General features: G+C 65.4%; 13 protein-coding genes and 1 pseudogene. 4 read left to right on the top strand and 10 right to left on the bottom strand.

All coding sequences use genetic code 11. From position 1 onward, the window contains the following. Positions 1 to 170 precede the first annotated feature (170 nt). The 3 genes and pseudogenes from F3K02_RS13940 to F3K02_RS13930 form a co-directional block, all read left to right on the top strand. Positions 171 to 383: pseudogene (locus F3K02_RS13940) on the top strand (transposase); the annotation flags it as partial. A gap of 616 nt (positions 384 to 999) precedes the next feature. Further along, the gene (locus F3K02_RS13935) at positions 1000 to 1758 is read left to right on the top strand and encodes a hypothetical protein (RefSeq protein WP_246309471.1); all 759 of its coding nucleotides are present in this window, start codon (positions 1000 to 1002) and stop codon (positions 1756 to 1758) included. A 24-nt stretch (positions 1759 to 1782) separates the two neighbouring features. Continuing rightward, on the top strand, positions 1783 to 3774 hold the full coding sequence (locus F3K02_RS13930; protein WP_177136222.1) for a hypothetical protein: 1992 nt from the start codon (positions 1783 to 1785) through the stop codon (positions 3772 to 3774). A 378-nt stretch (positions 3775 to 4152) separates the two neighbouring features. On the opposite strand, the gene F3K02_RS27895 is transcribed toward F3K02_RS13930, so the two are convergent. From F3K02_RS27895 to F3K02_RS13900, 6 genes are read right to left on the bottom strand one after another with little or no spacing between them, the layout of a single operon-like run. Further along, positions 4153 to 5454, bottom strand: a complete 1302-nt coding sequence (locus F3K02_RS27895; protein WP_177136221.1) for an ATP-binding protein — start codon at positions 5452 to 5454, stop codon at positions 4153 to 4155. After that, positions 5451 to 6173: a response regulator gene (locus F3K02_RS13920; protein ID WP_177136220.1), complete on the bottom strand. Its 723-nt coding sequence runs from the start codon at positions 6171 to 6173 to the stop codon at positions 5451 to 5453. Before F3K02_RS13920 ends, F3K02_RS27895 begins: the two co-directional genes overlap by 4 nt. 10 nt (positions 6174 to 6183) lie before the next feature. Next, positions 6184 to 6891, bottom strand: a complete 708-nt coding sequence (locus tag F3K02_RS13915) for an ABC transporter ATP-binding protein (RefSeq protein ID WP_343067090.1) — start codon at positions 6889 to 6891, stop codon at positions 6184 to 6186. A 10-nt stretch (positions 6892 to 6901) separates the two neighbouring features. Further along, a complete protein-coding gene (locus tag F3K02_RS13910) occupies positions 6902 to 8095 on the bottom strand; it encodes an ABC transporter permease (RefSeq protein WP_177136218.1) in 1194 nt (397 codons plus the stop codon). 24 nt (positions 8096 to 8119) lie between these two features. Further along, on the bottom strand, positions 8120 to 9271 hold the full coding sequence (locus tag F3K02_RS13905) for an efflux RND transporter periplasmic adaptor subunit (protein WP_177136217.1): 1152 nt from the start codon (positions 9269 to 9271) through the stop codon (positions 8120 to 8122). Between the two features lie 16 nt (positions 9272 to 9287). Next, the gene (locus F3K02_RS13900) at positions 9288 to 9881 is read right to left on the bottom strand and encodes a cytochrome b (RefSeq protein ID WP_177136216.1); all 594 of its coding nucleotides are present in this window, start codon (positions 9879 to 9881) and stop codon (positions 9288 to 9290) included. A gap of 114 nt (positions 9882 to 9995) precedes the next feature. On the opposite strand from F3K02_RS13900, the gene F3K02_RS13895 reads away from it, so the two are divergent. Next, entirely contained in the window at positions 9996 to 10457 is a 462-nt protein-coding gene (locus tag F3K02_RS13895) for a hypothetical protein (RefSeq protein ID WP_177136215.1), read from the top strand. Positions 10458 to 10535: 78 nt separating this feature from the next. On the opposite strand, the gene F3K02_RS13890 is transcribed toward F3K02_RS13895, so the two are convergent. From F3K02_RS13890 to F3K02_RS13875, 4 genes are all read right to left on the bottom strand, one after another. Continuing rightward, a complete protein-coding gene (locus tag F3K02_RS13890) occupies positions 10536 to 10970 on the bottom strand; it encodes a hypothetical protein (protein ID WP_177136214.1) in 435 nt (144 codons plus the stop codon). Then, positions 10967 to 12187 (bottom strand): hemolysin family protein, encoded by a 1221-nt coding sequence (locus F3K02_RS13885; RefSeq protein WP_425485598.1) that lies wholly within the window; start codon positions 12185 to 12187, stop codon positions 10967 to 10969. Before F3K02_RS13885 ends, F3K02_RS13890 begins: the two co-directional genes overlap by 4 nt. A 54-nt stretch (positions 12188 to 12241) precedes the next feature. Continuing rightward, positions 12242 to 12481: a hypothetical protein gene (locus F3K02_RS13880; protein WP_177136213.1), complete on the bottom strand. Its 240-nt coding sequence runs from the start codon at positions 12479 to 12481 to the stop codon at positions 12242 to 12244. Between the two features lie 146 nt (positions 12482 to 12627). Then, on the bottom strand, positions 12628 to 16323 hold the full coding sequence (locus F3K02_RS13875; protein ID WP_177136212.1) for a TonB-dependent receptor: 3696 nt from the start codon (positions 16321 to 16323) through the stop codon (positions 12628 to 12630). Positions 16324 to 16345: the final 22 nt, after the last annotated feature.

Here is a 16345-nt window from a genome sequence, read left to right as displayed (position 1 = left end):
GGCAGGACACTGTACAGAAATGGCAGCGGCTCCATTGGGCCAACGGCACCGTCATGGTGGTCTCATGCTAGCCACCGGCAGCAAACGTTGAATTTTGTTGAAAAACTCCGCCGAAGCCCGTTTCTGGCCCGTGGTTTGCATGCAGTTCGTCATCGACGGAAGTGCACACCATGATGGATCAGACGGCTTCGCAGGATCAGCTCTTCTACGCTTTCAACCTCACTGATCACATTCCGCGCGATCACTTGCTGCGCGGGATTGATCGCTTCCTTGATCTCGGTGAACTGCGCCAACACCTGGCCCCGTTCTACAGCCACACTGGCCGACCGTCGATTGATCCTGAACTGATGGTGCGCATGCTGGGGGTGGGTTACTGCATGGGCACTGCCGTTGGGTGCAGCCTCGCATACTCGCACTGACTGCCTCGGTCGCGGCTCTCGGGTTGGGACTGGCGCTCGCCTGAGTGGCTGCTGTACGAGGCTATACGGCCAGTCCCCGCGTGAAGTGATGTAGGACCTATCGAGACTTTGAAGGCGCTGAATCACTTACGACAAGACCCGACCCTGCGCTTGAATAACCCTTGGCCGTGGGCCACAGCCGCGAGCGAAGAAATGGAGTCCGGAAAGATAGATGCATAGACAAAGTCCGCCGTTCACGCCGACCGAACGGCAAGCCCAGGCGCGCAGGCCCGAATCTGTAAGCCTGGTTGGAGGCGTCAGCCGAGCGGGACGAGGGAATGATGGAAGCCCGACAGGCGCGAAACCCCGCAGGTGGCGCAATGCATTGCGCGCACGACAGTTCGACCGCACTTCGTCAAGAGGCCGAGGACAAGCTATCACCTTGAAAAGCGTGGTACCTAAAACGAGACTTCGCTTCAGCACTTGAGGTACCGACAGAACCCGAGCGGCTCACTATGCTGCATAGCGTGTCCATCAGCCAAGACAAACCATGACACTCCATATACCTGCCTCTTCCAAGAAAGTCTGCGAAAGCCTTCTCATGGAGGAAAAGCGCTACAACGCCGAACACCACATCCTGCCCAGTGAAAGCGCCGTGGCGGATTGCCTTCTGGCCAGAGGCCTGGAAATGACCCCAGCCTATGAGGAGTTGCACAGCAAGCTACACCAGCACCCACACGCCATGAAGACATTTTTAGGTCTGGTTTTGACAGCGGCGGCGCTTTGGAATCCCGAGAAAATCGCGGAGGCGCGCAATGCGCGGAGTGAACTCATCAAGGTAAACCAGCAAATTGCCAAGCAGGCCACCGAACTGGCCGAACTGCTGCAGCAGCGCTCGGATCTCGGCAACACGTCAGGCTTCAGGACGGATACGTATTACCACGTCTGCGACGTGATCCAGGCATCGTCCCAAGAGAACTACGGGTTCAAACACCATGTGAAAGAGCGCCTCGAAAATCTGCGTAGACAGTTCGACCTCAAGTACTGGCCCAGGCTGAGCGACTTCGCCCGCGAACTGGCTCGTGATGCTGCGATGGCGGTTGCGCAGGCGTCCGATCCTTTGACGGAGGCGGCAACAGCAGCGTCCCGGGCTTCTCTGGCTGATGTCTTCAAAGCACTATTCGCGAGCATCGAAGAGAACAGCGCCCGGAGTTTCGGCCACCTTCCCTACGAGCTGCAGATCAGCGACAGCACGTTCGCCATCCTGGTGAACTGTGCGCTCGATCTTGACGCGGATAGCATGGTTGACGGCCCCTATGTGAAGCGTTTGCGTCAACGCGAGCGCGAAGGTGCCAAGTGATGTATCAGCAACGCAAAGGCGGCAATGGCGCACGAATCGAGCATCTGGCAGGTGGACACCCGTACCGCACCGACGCGTCCCACGCTCAATTCCGACACCGTGCCCCTGAAATGGGCGCACGACGCGCGCACCGGTGAGCCGTGCTACATCCATGACCCTGGGGTCATCGACGGAATCGCCGAATGCCAATGCCCGGCCTGCAACCTGTCGCTGACGCCGGTGTTAGCAGGGCAACCGTTGCGCAGGAACCCCACCGCGCACTTCCGCCATCCCAAGGGGGCCCAGAAGGCTGACTGCACCCTCGTTGCCGCGCGACTGGCCGCGATTCGGCACCTGCAGGAGCGGGGCTTCATCGAACTTCCGAGACGCAGGATGTCCGCCAACGCCATCGGCTTCAGCGGCCACGGCTATGAAGGCTGGGCCGAGAAGCCCGCAGAACGAGTATCCATCACCCGCGCAATACTCCACGACCACGCCACGGCGCTGTTGACGCTGGACGATGGTCGCGAATTTCTGGTTGACCTCACGGGGCAACGCGTTGCCGGCAGCGATGGCCAGGGATTGGCCATCGTCACGCTATTCCTTTCCGATCCCGCCATTGCGATGATGTCGCCCGACGAGATCCGTGTGCGGCTGCGTCTGCTTCCGGACATTCGCTGGTGCGCGCATTGGGACGACCAGGCTTTGCAATTGGCCGCGAATGCGCAGGCCCAGCAGGTCGCGCGCGAGGCCATGGACGCCTGGGAGGAAGCAGAAGAAGTACAGTTCCGGCAGCATCTGCCCCCCGACCTGGCGCCATCCGTTGCCCAGCAATGGCGCCGCGAGACGCTGTTGCACAGCGAAGTCAAGGCGATCCTGGAACAGGCTTCGCAAATTGCAACGCCCGACCTTGAAGTCAAAATTACCCGCGATGCCCCGGACGAGTTCAGCGGCGAATGGGAGGACAACACGCTTCGCATTGAGTGGCGGGCAGCATCCACGGCGCTGTCGCTGGAAAAGACCCAGTTGGAGCAGCACCAGGGCAGCATCGTCCCCGACGTCATCTGCACCCTCCGCGAGCCTCGGCCTTTTATCTTCGGTGCCACCGGAACCTGGCTCGATGAAGACTTCGAAGAGTTGGTGGAAGACATACACAGCAGCCAGCGCTGGCCCCGGACCTTGCTGATCGAGGTCACTGTGACCCACGGCATTGAACAGGAGAAGCTGCGCCGCATCCAGGCACTCAACATGCCGACGCTTGAAATCGATATAGGCTCTCTCGGCGGCCGGGTGACCCGGGAAGGCCTGCGCCACTTGGTATTGGAGGAAACCTTCGGCAAGCGCTGGGTTCATCACCCGGTCCTAGGGCTGCGCCGCCAACTCCTCGAAACGGAATTGGACCAACATCCGGTCTCGGTTCGGTTTCAAGAGCGCCTAGCCGAACTGAGGCGTCCTCGGCTGCTTGCAACACCGGCGTCGGAGTGGGCCAGGATCTATCTGGCCGCAGCCACGGAATTTCACGACGCCAACACCCGTATCGACAAAGCCCGGCGGGCATATCGAGGTCCGGACCCGGAACCCGAGCTACTGGGGAAGGACAGCGAGCCCTGGCTGCAACTCATGGAGGCCGCAGAGGCCCTGGCGGCGCACGGCTACCCGGGCGCCGCCGACCCGGAGATGGTTGGGGGTGCAGGCATCATCTCGCGACTTCTGTCGATTCAGCACAACCGGGGTATCGGCTATGCACTCAACACCGGTTACCAAGTGCTCAATGCGATCATGCAAAGCACGCCCGGCTACCAGCAGTGGCACACGCTGTACCTCATGGCCGTCAAGGCCTATGGATTGGAGGCCCATTTCGCGCCCAGGCAAGCCGAGCGCTATGCCTCCTGGCGGCAAGGCGTCATCGACAAGGTAAACGCTGGCGACGAGACACACCTGCGGTCCGCGCGCTATGACGCGGTAATAGGCGTGCTTTTCCCAGAAATGGCGCCACGCCTTGTCAAGGGTTACGGCAGCACCTCGCGAACCCAGTAGTCGGATGGTGGCCACGCGTTCTGCAGCACAATGCCTTCAGGATAGGAAGGTAAGAACTGCAGGTTGTTGAACTGATTGTGCAGGCCCACGAACCCGTCCGTCCGTGACCGTCGGATTCCTGAGCACAGCAACTTTCCATGGCCTAACTAGTCCGATGTCTGGTATAAGGATCTGTTGCTTTTCATTCCCAAAACCTGATGGGTTGCAACCAGCCTTCAACGACCTTCGATTTTTCAAGGTCAGCGGTGCAGCGATTGCCGTCCGTGAGCTTTGAACCGAGACCTTGCGGTCTGAGCCTGGCAGCGGACGTACGAGTGACGTTGCTTGACGAAGGTCAGACGGCCGCTTTTAGTACCGAAGTTGACCAGCGATTGACTCTTATTTGGACACCATCGACAGTCGTGCCTGAAGCCCGCCTTCAGCCCGATTACTCAGATCGACGTCTCCTCCGTGGCTCCTGGCAATCTGGCGCACGATGGCCAGACCGAGCCCCGCGCCCCCGGTGTCGCGGTTGCGCGAGTGCTCGACGCGGTAAAAGGGTTCGAAGACTTTTTGCAGCTCGTCCTCGGGCAAGCCCGGCCCCTTGTCCTGCACCAGCACCTCCACGCCTGACGGCCCGGTGGCGAGCACCATGTGGGCCTGGCCGCCGTACTTGAGTGCGTTGTCGATCAGGTTGGTCAACGCACGCTTGAGCGCCTTGGGCCGGCACGACCACTGTAGCGCGTCCGGGGCCTGCAGCGTGACTGTGCCCAGGCTCTGGTAGTCCTCGACCAGGCTTTCCACTAGCGCCACCAGATCGACACGCTGCAAGGGTTCTTCCACCGCCTTGCCGCGCAAGAAATCCAGCGTGCCGTCGAGAAGTTGCAGCATGTCGTCGGTGTCGGACTGGAGCTGCGCGCGCAACTGCGGGTCGGCCATCATCTCGGTGCGCAGGCGCATGCGCGTCAGCGGCGTCTTGAGGTCGTGCGAGACCGCGGCCAGAAAGCGTTCGCGCTCTTCAATCCCGTTGCGGATGCGCGACTGCATGGCGTTGAACGCCTGCGCCGCCTCGCGCACCTCGGTGGGGCCGGTCTCCGGCACCGGCGGGCTACGCAGATTCCGCGACAGGCCGTGCGCCGCCCGGGCCAGCTCGGTCAGGGGGCGCACCGTGCTGCGCGCGGCCATGGCCACCAGCAGCACCACCGCCACCAGCATCAGCCCCAGGTTGAACAGCAGGTTCCAGGGCAGCGCAAACACCCCCTCCGGCGCGCTGCCGTTCAGGCGCAGCCATTCGCCCGACGACAGCCGCAGGTGCAGCTTGAACGCGAACCGCCCCAGCCTCGGCAACTCGCTGGTGCGGACCTCGGCGCGCTGACCGAGCACTTCGGTGATGTGGCCGGGCAGGTTGTCGAGCATCGACGGCCCCGTCACGGTCACTGGCGGTGCCGAATCGACGATGTGAATCTGCAGGCTGGGGGTGGATAACAGAGTGGCCATGGCCTGCCGCTGCGGGCCGGCCTGAACCTCGATCACCCGATAGATGGCCGCGATGCGTTGCGCCAGTTCGTGGCTGACGGTGTGGCTCAGCGTGCGCTGCCGGTCCCACGACTGGAGCATTGAGCCCGCGAGCTGCGCCATCAGCAGCCCGGCGCTCATGAGCAGCAGCAGGCGGCCAAACAGCGACTGCGGCCAGAGCTTCACAGCGCCTCCACGCTGGCCGCCAGCACGTAGCCTTCGCCGCGCACGGTCTTAATCAGGGCAGGTTCCTTGCCGTCGTCGCGCAGGCGCTTGCGCAGCCTCCCCACCAGCACGTCGATGCTGCGGTCAAACAGAATGGCTTCGCGGCCGTTGGTCAGCTCCAGCAACTGGTCGCGCGAAAACACGCGGTGCGGGTGTTCCAGCAGCACGCGCAGCAACCGGAATTCGGCACCCGAGAGCGGCACCACCAGCCCGTCGGGCGCCGTCACGTTGCGCGAAGCGACCTCCAGCGTCCAGCCCGCGAAGCGGAACACCGCCACCTCTTCGGGCACCAGGTTCGGCGGCAACGCGTGCGCGCGGCGCAGGATGCTGCGGATGCGCGCCAGCAACTCGCGCGGATTGAAGGGCTTGGCCAGGTAGTCGTCGGCGCCCATTTCCAGGCCCACGATGCGGTCGATCTCGGCGCCGCGCGCCGTGAGCATGAGGACGGGAATGTTCGAGCGACTGCGCAGATCGCGGCACAGGCTCAGGCCGTCTTCGCCGGGCAGCATCAGGTCCAGCACCACCAGGTCGAAGCAGTGCTGCTCCATCAGGCGCCGCATCGCCTTGCCGTCGGCCGCGGTGGAAACGCGGTAACCGGCCTGGGTCAGGTACTCCTCGATCAGGCGGCGGATTTCGCGGTCATCGTCGACGACCAGCAGGTGTTCGGGGGAGGCGCTCATGTCCGGGCGATCAGGCGTGGGCGACGGCGGTCTGCGGATCGGTCCGGTCCACGCGGGCCATGCGCCCGTCGTCCATGTGATAGACCGTGTCGAAGCCCTCGATCATGCGGTGGTCGTGGGTGACGGTGATCACCGCCGACCCCCGCTCCTGCGCGATCTTTCGCAGCAGGCCCATGACCTTGGTGCCGCGCTCGGTGTCCAGCGCGGCGGTGGGCTCGTCGGCCAGGATCAGGGCTGGTTCGTTGGCCAGGGCGCGGCCAATCGCCACACGCTGCTGCTCGCCACCCGACAACCGGGCCGGCAGCGAATCGGCGCGGTGGCCCATCTCCAGGTAGTCCAGCAGGTCCTTGGCGCGGCGGCCGGCCTCGCGGCGGCTCGCGCCGTTGAGCTGCAGCATCAGGGCCACGTTTTCCTGCGCCGTCAGAAACGGGATCAGGTTGTGTTGCTGGAAGATGAAGCCGATCTTGCGCAGCCGGAACGCGCGTTCGTCGACCCCGGTCGGTCCGTTGTCGTACAGGGTCTGGCCGTCGATGACGATGCGCCCGGTGGTGGGCGGCTGGATCAGGCTGATCGCCAGCAGCAAGGTGCTCTTACCCGAGCCGCTGGGTCCCAGCAGGGCCACCAGCTCGCCGGGCTCCACGCTCAGGCTGGTGGGCTTGAGCGCGTGCACCGCCAGCTCGCCTTCGCCGAAGGTCTGCGACACGTTGGTGAGTTCCACGACCGCCATCTCAGCCCCCCAGTGCCAGTTGTGGCGGCGTGCGCAGCGCATGCCAGATCGCCATGAAGCTGGCCACCAGGCCGCCGACCAGCATCACCGCAAAGGTCACGCCGGTTTCCACCGTGGTGAACCCCAGGGTGCGCGGAAAACGGGGCGCGATCGCTTCGCGCAGACCGTAAGCCAGCAGAAAGCTCGCCAGCGTCAGCAGCATCGACTGCGTCAGGATCAGCTGCACGATGACGCGGTTGGGTGCGCCGATCAGCTTGAGCGTGGCGATGGACTTGATCTTCTCGATCGTCAACACGTACACGATGAGCGCCATGATCACGATCGACACCAGGATCAGCAGCGCACGGAACAGCCCCAACACGGCGGACATGCGGCTGAGCTTGCCTTCGATCATCAGCGTGCGCTCCTCGTCGGTGGTGTAGACGTTGAAGTACAGCCAGTCCCGGATGTGCTGCGCCACCGCCTGCGGGTCGGCCTGCGGCGCCAGCTTCACCAGCACGGCGTTGGTGTTGGTCGAGCTGGCCGAGAGCAGCGGCAGCAGGCGGGTGGCCTGTTCCTCGCTGTAGCCCGCGCGCAGCAGGCGCTGCAGGCTGGCCGCGCGGGCGGCGGTCAGGGCGCGGTCGTCCTGTTCGTACTGCACCTTCTGCGCGTCCGGCAACGACAGGTAGACCAGCGGGTTGCCACCGGAGTCCACCGCGCCCTTGGTCAGGCCGACCACGGTGTAGGTGTCGCCGCCCAGCGGCACCCGGCTGCCCAGCGTCAGGCCGGTCTTGCGGTCGGCCACCATCTCGTAGCGGGGGGCCGTGAGGGTTCGGCCCTCCACCAGGCGCCCCGGGCCGCCGTCACCGCCGAACACGTCGTAGCCGATGACGGTGAACTGCTGGGAGCGCCCGCCGATGTCGCGCTGCGCCGTGTACAACATGATCGGGCTGGCGCGCACCACACCGGGCGTGGCCGCCACGCTCTTGTAGCTGTCCGCCGGCATGCGCGAAGGCTCGTTGAACGGCCCCCCGCGGCCCCGCTCGACCACCCAGAGGTCGGTGCCCATGTTGTCGATCAGCCAGACGCCGTCCTCGATGTTGCCGCGGTAGATGCCGTTCATCACCAGCACGATGGCCAGCAGCATCGCCACGCCGGCGATGGTGGCCACGAACTTGCCCAGATGCCGGCGGATGTCCTTGAGTGCCAGGTCCATGGTGTGTTGCTCGCCTTGCCCGGATCAGCGGGGCTGGGCCACGCGCACCGACTGGTTGGCGCGCACCCCGGCGGCGTTGCTCACCACCGTCTCGCCCCCGGTCAGGCCCGCCGCCACTCGCACCAGCCGCTCGTCGGCTCCGCTGGTGGTGACGGCGCGAAACTGTGTGCGCCCGTCTTCCACCACCAGCACCCCGGGCTGGCCGGCGCGGTCCTTGGTCAGCGCCGTCAGCGGCACCACGATGCCGGTCTGCTCGCCGGTGGCGATGCTCACCTCGGCCTCCTGATCGATCGCAAACTGCTGCGGCGGCGTGTCCAGCGCCAGGTGCACGTCCAGTTCTCGCGTGGCGGCGTCGCTCTGGCGCCCGATGCGCGCCACCTGGCCGCCCAGCGTTTCGCCGCTGCGCATGCGAATCTGTGCCCGCTGCCCGATCCGCAACTGGCCCAGCACCGACTCGTCCACCCGCATGGCCACCCACAGCGTGGCCGGGTCCACCAGTTTCAGGATCGGTGAGCCGGTCAGCACGGTGCTGCCCGGTTCGGCCTGGCGCTGGATCACCATGCCGTCGATCGGGGCCAGCAGGCGCGTGTAGGTCAGCGAGACGCCGGCCGCGCGCGCCTCCTGGGCCACGGTCGTGGCGTCGGCCTCGCGCGCGGCCAGGCTGGCCCGGGCGGCATCGACGCCGGCCCGTGCGCTGCGCAGGGCTGCGGTGCTGCTGTCCACCACCGCTTGTGAGACGAATCCTTGCTTCTGCAGCTCGGCGTCGCGCCGTTGCTTGGACTGCGCCAGCTCCAGTTCGGCCTGGGCCTTGGCCACGGTGGCCCGCGCCGATTCGATGTTGCGCGAGACGGCGGTCTGCTGCCCTTGGACCGCAGCGAGCCGCGCGGACGACTCGCGGTCGTCGAGCGTGACCAGCAACTGGCCCTTGCGCACGCTGTGTCCCACGTCCACCAGCACCTCCACCACCGTGGCGTTGACGCGCGAAGCCAGCGACACCGCCGTGCGCGCCTGCAGCGTGCCCGGCCCCAGCACCCGCAAGGGCACGGCGCCCTGGCTTGCGGTGGCCACCGCCACTTCGACCGAACGGCCGAAGCGCCAGTAGCCGAAGGCAGCGGCAAGGCCCACGAAGACCGCCAGGGCCACGAGCAGGGTTTTGGTTTTGGATGTGAGGGTCATGGCGAGAGGTTTGTTTTCATGCCTGATGTTTGCCAGGGCGCATGCGCAGCAGCAGCCCGTCCTTGACGACCCATTGATGGTACAGAGCGGCCAGCACGTGCACCGCCACCAGCGCCATCAGCAGGCGCGTGAGCAGGCCGTGCACCTTGCGCAGCGTCCAGCCGTCCAGCGACTCGGGCAGGGGCGCCGAGCCCAGCACCGCGGCCAGCACACCGCTTTGAAGCGACAGCGCCACGCCGCTCATGGCGAGCAACAGCACCAGGACATTCAGCCCCATGTGGCCCAAGTGCGCCCATTTTTCGGCGACGACGGCCGGCGGCCGGGGCTTAACGCGGCGCAGCAGCACGCGCACCACCACCAGCACGGCGGCCAGGGCGCCGAGGATCATGTGCATGCGGAAGTTGCCGGTCTTGTCGGCGGTGTTGGGCATCTCGGCCAGCACGAAGGTGCCGGTGACCAGCAGGAAAACGATCAGGGCGGCGGCCAGCCAGTGCACGGCGATCTGCGAGGTGGCGTAGCGGAAGCGGTTCATGGTGTGGGTTCCCGGGTTGCGATGGCCGATCTTCGCGCCGCCGCCGCCGGCCAGGGCGGGATCTTGGTAACACAGCATGTCAAGCGCGCCCCTGTCATGCAGGCTCACCAAACAGGGGGTGGGCAGACACACGGGCGCCGGGTCGGCAGCCTAGCATCGGGTCATTCCATCCACCCACCCACGGAGCCTCACATGAAAAAGATCGCCACCGCCTTGCTCGTCGCCGCCTTGCTGCCCCTGCCCCTGCAGGCCCAGGAAACCGCCGAAAACCTCGTCGCCGGCATGCGCAAGGCCGAGATGACCTACAAGGAACTCATGACCCTGATGGGCAAGTCCATCGGCATGATGCAGGAAGGCGTGCTGACCCACAACCGCGAGATGGTCGAGCAGGGCGCCAATTTCATCTTCACCCACCCGGCGCCCAACCACTCACCCTGGGCCATCATGAAGCCCGAAGACCAGGCCGGCTTCAAGCAGGCCCTGGTGACCTACGACAAGGTGCTCGACGAGAACACCAAAGACATCCTCAAGGCCACCCGCAGCCGAGACTGGATGGCCGCCACCGGCGCGCTGTCCCAGTTGCAGGTTTCCTGTGTGTCGTGCCACGCGCAGTGGAAGGACAAGGCCCAGAAGTGGCCGGCGCCGCTGCGCTGAATCCGTCGCGGTGCCCAGTGATATCCGCGGCCGTGCCAGCGTTGCGCGATGAAGGCTATCAAGGCTGGGTGTGCCGGATCAGCAGAAGCGCCGCACGTAGTCCAGCAGCCATTTCATCTGGGTGGCCTCGGACCAGGGAGCGTTGCTGAGAACGGTGTGATCGGGGTAGCCGGGTGTGGCGCTGTTCAGCTTCACGCTGTAGGTTTCGCCGCCAGGGTGCTTCTCCAGAGCGGCTTCGGTGCCCGGCAGCAGGATGGCCCGGGAGTCCTTGCCATCGAACTGGCGCCGGGCGTGCACTTCCAGCACGCAACCGTCCAGCAGCACGAAGCGGGCATGGGTTTCCAGATGCTTGCCGTGCCCGATCTGGTTCATGGCGTACAGGGTGTCCTCCTGGCTCATGCCGTATTCCAGGCGCAGGACATCGCCTTTGCCGGTATAGCCGTCGGAGCAGGCGCTCAGGGTGAGCCACGCAGCCGCCGCAGCGGCGAGCGCGCAGGGCCGTAGCCGGCTCATGGCGTGGTCACCTCGTCGGTGCTCTCGGGCGCGTTCGGGTCGAGGCGGGTGGCGAGCACCTTGTCGATGGTGCGGCCGTCCATGTCCACGATCTCGAAGCGCCACGCTTCCCATTCGACTTGGTCGCCTTCCTTGGGCAGGCGTCCGGTCAGCAGCATCATGAGGCCACTGAGCGTGTAGTAACTGCCGCGTTCTTCGTCGGGTACCGCGTCCAGCGCCAGGCGGTCCTTGAGTTCGGGCACGGGGATGTGGCCGTCGAGCAGCCAGGAGCCGTCGTCGCGTTGCATCGCCCACGAGGTTTCAGGGTCGCGCGGGCTGAACTCGCCGGTGATGGCCTCGATCAGGTCTTGCAGCGTCACGATGCCCTGCACCTCGCCGTACTCGTCGATGACGAACGCCATCTGCCCGCCCGACTGGCGGAAGTTGCCCAGCAGTTCCATGCCGGTGATGGTCTCTGGCACGTACAGTGGTTCTTGCAGCGGCTGGGTGGCCAGTTCGCGTTCGCTGCCGCGCAGCGCTTGCGAGAGCCACTTGCGGGCGTTGACCACACCCGCCACGTTGTTGAGGCCGCCGCGGACCACAGGGAAGCGCGCATGGTCGGAAGCTTCGACGCGCGCCATGTTCACCTCAAAGCTCTGTTCCAGGTCGAGCACGACGACGTCGCTGCGCGGCACCATGAGCGAGCCGATCTGCCGGTCGTCGAGCCGGAATACGTTGCGCACCATGGTGTGTTCGTGCGACTCGATCACGCCTGCGCTGGTGCCCTCTTCGAGCATGGCGTGGATCTCTTCTTCGGTCACGGCATTGGCATTGCCTTGCTTGATGCCCAGCACCCGCAGCAGGCCTTTGGTGGAGAGCGAGAGCAGCACCACGAAGGGTTTGGTGGCCATGGCCAACCAGTTGATGGGCCGCGCTACCAGGCGCGCGAGCAACTCGGGGTTGGACTGGCCGATGCGCTTGGGCACGAGTTCGCCGACCACGATGGAGAAGTAGGTGATGAGCACCACCACCAGGCCGGTGGCGGCGAGCTGGCTGTAGTGCTCGGGCACGCCCGCTGTGGCCAGCCAGAGGGCCAGCGGCGCGGCCAGCGCGGCCTCGCCGACGATACCGTTGAGCACGCCGATGGAGGTGATGCCGATCTGGATGGTGGAGAGAAAGCGCGTCGGTGTTGATGCCAGCCCCGATTTGAGCCACGCTCCGACTATTTGTTGAGCCACCAAAGCGAGGGGGAAGCCGTTAACAGCGCTGACATTTCGCTGCCCCAGCCTGGCTCACTCACGGTTCGGCATGTGGCTCAAATCGGGACTGGCGCCCACATTAGATCGGGCCGACCAACCGCAAAGGGCGCTTATGCGCACCAACAACTGCATTGCTTTCTTGGTTCGTTCAAAGCCAAGGATGCTGAGGACGCGTTTGAAGTTGTACGCCAACCCGTTCAGGCTCATCTCGGTTGACACGTTCTGGATGCCTCGGGTCAGGAAGTGCATTGAACCCATCCAGTGCTTGATCATCAAAGATGCGTCTACACCTCGCGCGGTGCACCGCGCAGGGGATGAAGAACCTGATCCCCACGCCAAAGAAGACCAGAGCGCATTTTTCACGCAAACTAACGGAGGGAGTCCATCTCACCAGTCAAGACTTCAGGGCGTCCCGACTCTCAATAGACACCCACCGCATTGAGGTACCAGCCCTTGAAGCGGTAGTCGGTGTGGCGCAGGTCGTCACTGAAACTGGTGAAGTTGTAGCCCATGCCCAGGCGGAAGTAGGGGGTGATCTGCTTGTCCACGCCCACCAGCCAGCCCGACTGCGTGTTCTTGTCCTGCACCGTCTTCAGCCAGCGGTGTTCGACCAGGGCGTCCCAGGACTGGAGCATATGCATGCGCACCTGGCCGGCGGCGAAGTGCCGGGTGTTCTTGTACCAGGCGCCGGTGTTGCGGCCTTCGCGCAACTCGCCTTGGCGGTAGGCGTATTTGCCGCCCACCTCCCACAGCGGGTTGATGCGGTAGAGCAGCTCGTTGGCGAGGATGTGCGCGCGCTGGTCCACCTCGTTGTTGGCCACGCCCGAGGTGGGCGACACCTGCGTCAGTGCGCCCAGGTCGTACACGTAGGTGTATTTGCCCAGCCAGGCCCAGCGGTTGTTGCCCGCGGGGCGGTAGGCCAGCCCGAAGTTGGCTTCGGTGAAGCGCGCTTCGTCCACGCTGGAGAGCTTGTCCTGGGTGAGCGCGGTCCTGAGGCGGACCGCGGTGCGCCAGTCTTCGCTGAACTTGTGTTTCAGGCCCACGCTGAGCAGGTACTGGTCGCGCGACTGCGCGCCCCGGTCACGCCGGACCTCCAAGCGCGGTGTGAAGCTGGTGCGGTTGTCGTTGTAGCTGGCCAGCACGGTGCCAGAGCGGCGCGTGGTTTCGCCTCCCTCGGCGTGCTCGATCCGGCTCTGCGCGTAGCGGAAGCCCAGTTGCCAGTGCCGCGCGACGTTGTAGTCCAGCCCCAGGTTCTGGCCCTGCCCGTCTTCATCGGCCCGGTGGCTCAGCTGCGCCTCCTGGAACAGGCTCAGGCCACTGCCCGCGTTCCAGCGCTGCCCCACCGAGAAGGTGCGACCGGCGCCGTCTTCCAGGAACTCGCTGCCGAAGATGTCGCCGGGCTGGTGGGCGTAGGTGTAGCGCGAGTACAGGTTGTAGTCGGGCGTGAGGTAGTAGCTGCCTTCGAGCTTTCCGGCCAGCCCCAGCGTGCCGGTGGAGACCTCGCCGGTGGCGGAGGAGCGTTCGCCAAAGCGCCGGGTCGCCCCCACGCCGTAGCGATCGTTCTTCAGCCCTTCGTCGCTTTGCAGCGTGCTTTGCACAAAGCCGTACACCTCGGTGCGGCCGCTGAGCTTGCGCTTGTAGCGCAGACCCGCGTAGGTCGCGGTGCCCACGCCGGCGCCAGTGCTGTCGGCCAGCGCATCGGGGTCGATGAACTCGCCGCTGGCCTCGACGCTGCGAACCTGGCGCACCTCCAGCCCCAGGCTCTGTTTATCGTCCAGATACCAGTTGCTCACCAGCTGCACCTGGTCGATGCGGTTCTCCCCCTCGACTTCGCGGCGGCTCATGCGCGCCCCGACGTCCAGATCGGTGCCCACCTCGGCCATCGTCTCGACCCCGGACTCGCGGCTGCGCAGCCCCCCGGTTTCGGCCCGCGCCGTGGAGTAACCGGCTTCGCGGTCCTTGTACCAGGCGCCGGCGCTCACGTTCTCCTGCGTCCAACCCAGCTCGTTGAGGTTGATCCTTGCCTCGACCCCCACGGCCTGGCCGGAGCGCGGTTCGGTCGCCACCTCGGCGGTGCGGTCGGTGTAGGTCAGGCCGCCGTTGTCGGAAAAGTGCGCGCTGGCCTGGGTCGATTCGCTCTGCGCGACCTCCGCCTTGAGGTAGGTGCCGCGCCCGGCGCGCAAGGTGAGGTCCGCCCCGCGGAGCTGGTAGTCGTCACCGGCGCGCTCTTCCGTCACGTAGGTGCCCCCCACGGCCACGTGGTCCCCGGCCCAGACCTGACCCCGCCCGCCAGCCACCAGGTTCTCCATGCCCTCGGGCACGTACTCGTAGTCCACCAGCAGGTGGTTCTCGTAGTCACCGTCGGCGCTCAGGCGCACGATGCCGAAGCCACTGTCGAGCTCGCTGCGCCCCAGTGGCCGGCTCAGGATGATGCGGCCCTGGATGTAGTCGATTTCGTAGTCGGTGCCGAATACCAAGCGGCCGCGCTGTACGACCTGGCCGGTGACGGTGTCGCGCACTTCGATACGCAGCTGCTCGGAGCCGCGCAGGATGTCGGTGTGCTTGAGGTAGTACAGGCTACCCCCGGTGCCCAGCAGGTCGCTGTAGCCCTTGGCGGTCTGGGACTCGGAGGCGAAAACGCTGAGCTGCGACCTGGGGTCGTCGTACGGCGTGGTCTCGTTGCTGCGCCACTTGAGCGCGCCGCCGTAGAGGGTGCGGTTGTACTGGTTGAACTCGCCGCCGCTGATGCCGGTGTTGAAGTTGCCCCACACCGCCTGGTTCTTGTCCCAGTCCAGGCGCAGGTAGAGCTTGCCCGCGCTGTCGGCATCGCGGTAGCTGGTGGAGTCGTCGCCATACACCGAGTAATACTGATCGGGGTCGAGGCGGCGGAAGATGTCCTGCGGCGTGGCCTTGAAGAAGTCGTGGAACAGGTTGTTGAGTTCCTGGTCTTCGGTGTCGGCCTGCGCCGTGAAGAGGTACTTGCCCTGGATCTTGCCCTTGAGGTAGAAGGCCAGGCGCCCTTCCTTGAGCAGCTCCTGATCGAAGCCATCTTCCGCGGCCGCGGGCACGATGTTGCCCGTGACCTGGGACTTGGAGAGGTAGAAGTCGGCCATGCCGACCATGAAGAAGTACTCGCCACTGATGTTCACGTCGAGCTGGCGCGTGAAGACCGGCTGGCCCGGCAGGCCGCTGACGTCGATCGTCAGCGCATGCGCCCCGACCGGGAGCAGAAACTCGGAGACAAAGCGCTGGTTGACGTCGATGGCTGCGCTCTTGCCGTTGATCCGGATGCTGGCCTGGTCGGGCATGTCCTGGCCGAAGATGCGCACGATCGATCCCGACAGCGGGATGTTCTGCTTCACCAGGCCGTTGACCAGCTGCGCCTCGCGCGCCAGGCGCTGGTCCAGCGTGAAGCCATCGGCCAGTTCGTTGCTCTGGCTGATCAGCTGCTCCTTGGCGCTGCGCCATTCTTCCTCGGTGTACAGGCGCACCCTGCGCGCCTGGGTTTCGTCGGCCTGCCCGCCATGACCGTAGGCCCGCACCAGGTAGACCAGGGTGTCACCCGGGCGCAGCCGGTGGCCCGCGGGCAACTGACCGTCCCACTGGACCACCCCTTCGCCGCTCACGGCCACGGGCAGCCGCACCAGCGGCTTGACCAGATCGGTGTCGCGCCCGCTGTAGATGAGCAACTCCATGCGTTCGATGAAGCTGGCGTAGTTGTTGCTGATGTTGAAACTCAGCCCTTCGACCAGCCGGTCGTCGCGAAGACCCGCGATGCCCTGGGCCGAGACGTTCATTTGCGGACTGAGGTTGGCCGGGTCTTCGGTCGCCCACACCCGGCCTCCGCCGGGCAAGGACAGAACCTGCCCGGGCCTGACCACCGGCTTGGCCGTGGTGGTTGCGGCCGCGTCCTGCGGCTGACCCGCCTCGGGCGCCCCGGCCGCCTGCGCCAGGGGAGCACGCTCCACCACCTGGGCACTCGCGGCCAGCGGCGTCAACGCGAAGAGCGCGCCCAGTGGAACCAGGGCGATGCCACGGAGCCAGCCCGTGCCCGCACTCGCTGGGCAGCGTGCGCGCAGCAGACGTTCGATGTGATTGGTATAGGTGTTCATCATGCGGTCATCCGTACTGGGGGCT

The organism is Hydrogenophaga aromaticivorans (genome assembly GCF_013387465.1).
GTDB lineage: Bacteria > Pseudomonadota > Gammaproteobacteria > Burkholderiales > Burkholderiaceae_C > Hydrogenophaga > Hydrogenophaga aromaticivorans.
Note: the sequence above shows the minus strand (reverse complement) of the source record. Positions and strands in the feature narration are given on the sequence as shown.

Excerpts from the sequence above, each read along its gene's own strand:
- F3K02_RS13935 (WP_246309471.1), top strand. The coding sequence starts at position 1,000 with ATGGAGGAAAAGCGCTACAACGCCGAACACCACATCCTGCCCAGTGAA.
- F3K02_RS13875 (WP_177136212.1), bottom strand. The coding sequence starts at position 16,323 with ATGATGAACACCTATACCAATCACATCGAACGTCTGCTGCGCGCACGC.
- F3K02_RS13895 (WP_177136215.1), top strand. The coding sequence starts at position 9,996 with ATGAAAAAGATCGCCACCGCCTTGCTCGTCGCCGCCTTGCTGCCCCTG.
- F3K02_RS13910 (WP_177136218.1), bottom strand. The coding sequence starts at position 8,095 with ATGGACCTGGCACTCAAGGACATCCGCCGGCATCTGGGCAAGTTCGTG.
- F3K02_RS13890 (WP_177136214.1), bottom strand. The coding sequence starts at position 10,970 with ATGAGCCGGCTACGGCCCTGCGCGCTCGCCGCTGCGGCGGCTGCGTGG.
- F3K02_RS13900 (WP_177136216.1), bottom strand. The coding sequence starts at position 9,881 with ATGCTGTGTTACCAAGATCCCGCCCTGGCCGGCGGCGGCGGCGCGAAG.
- F3K02_RS13905 (WP_177136217.1), bottom strand. The coding sequence starts at position 9,271 with ATGACCCTCACATCCAAAACCAAAACCCTGCTCGTGGCCCTGGCGGTC.
- F3K02_RS13920 (WP_177136220.1), bottom strand. The coding sequence starts at position 6,173 with ATGAGCGCCTCCCCCGAACACCTGCTGGTCGTCGACGATGACCGCGAA.
- F3K02_RS13880 (WP_177136213.1), bottom strand. The coding sequence starts at position 12,481 with ATGATCAAGCACTGGATGGGTTCAATGCACTTCCTGACCCGAGGCATC.
- F3K02_RS13930 (WP_177136222.1), top strand. The coding sequence starts at position 1,783 with ATGGCGCACGAATCGAGCATCTGGCAGGTGGACACCCGTACCGCACCG.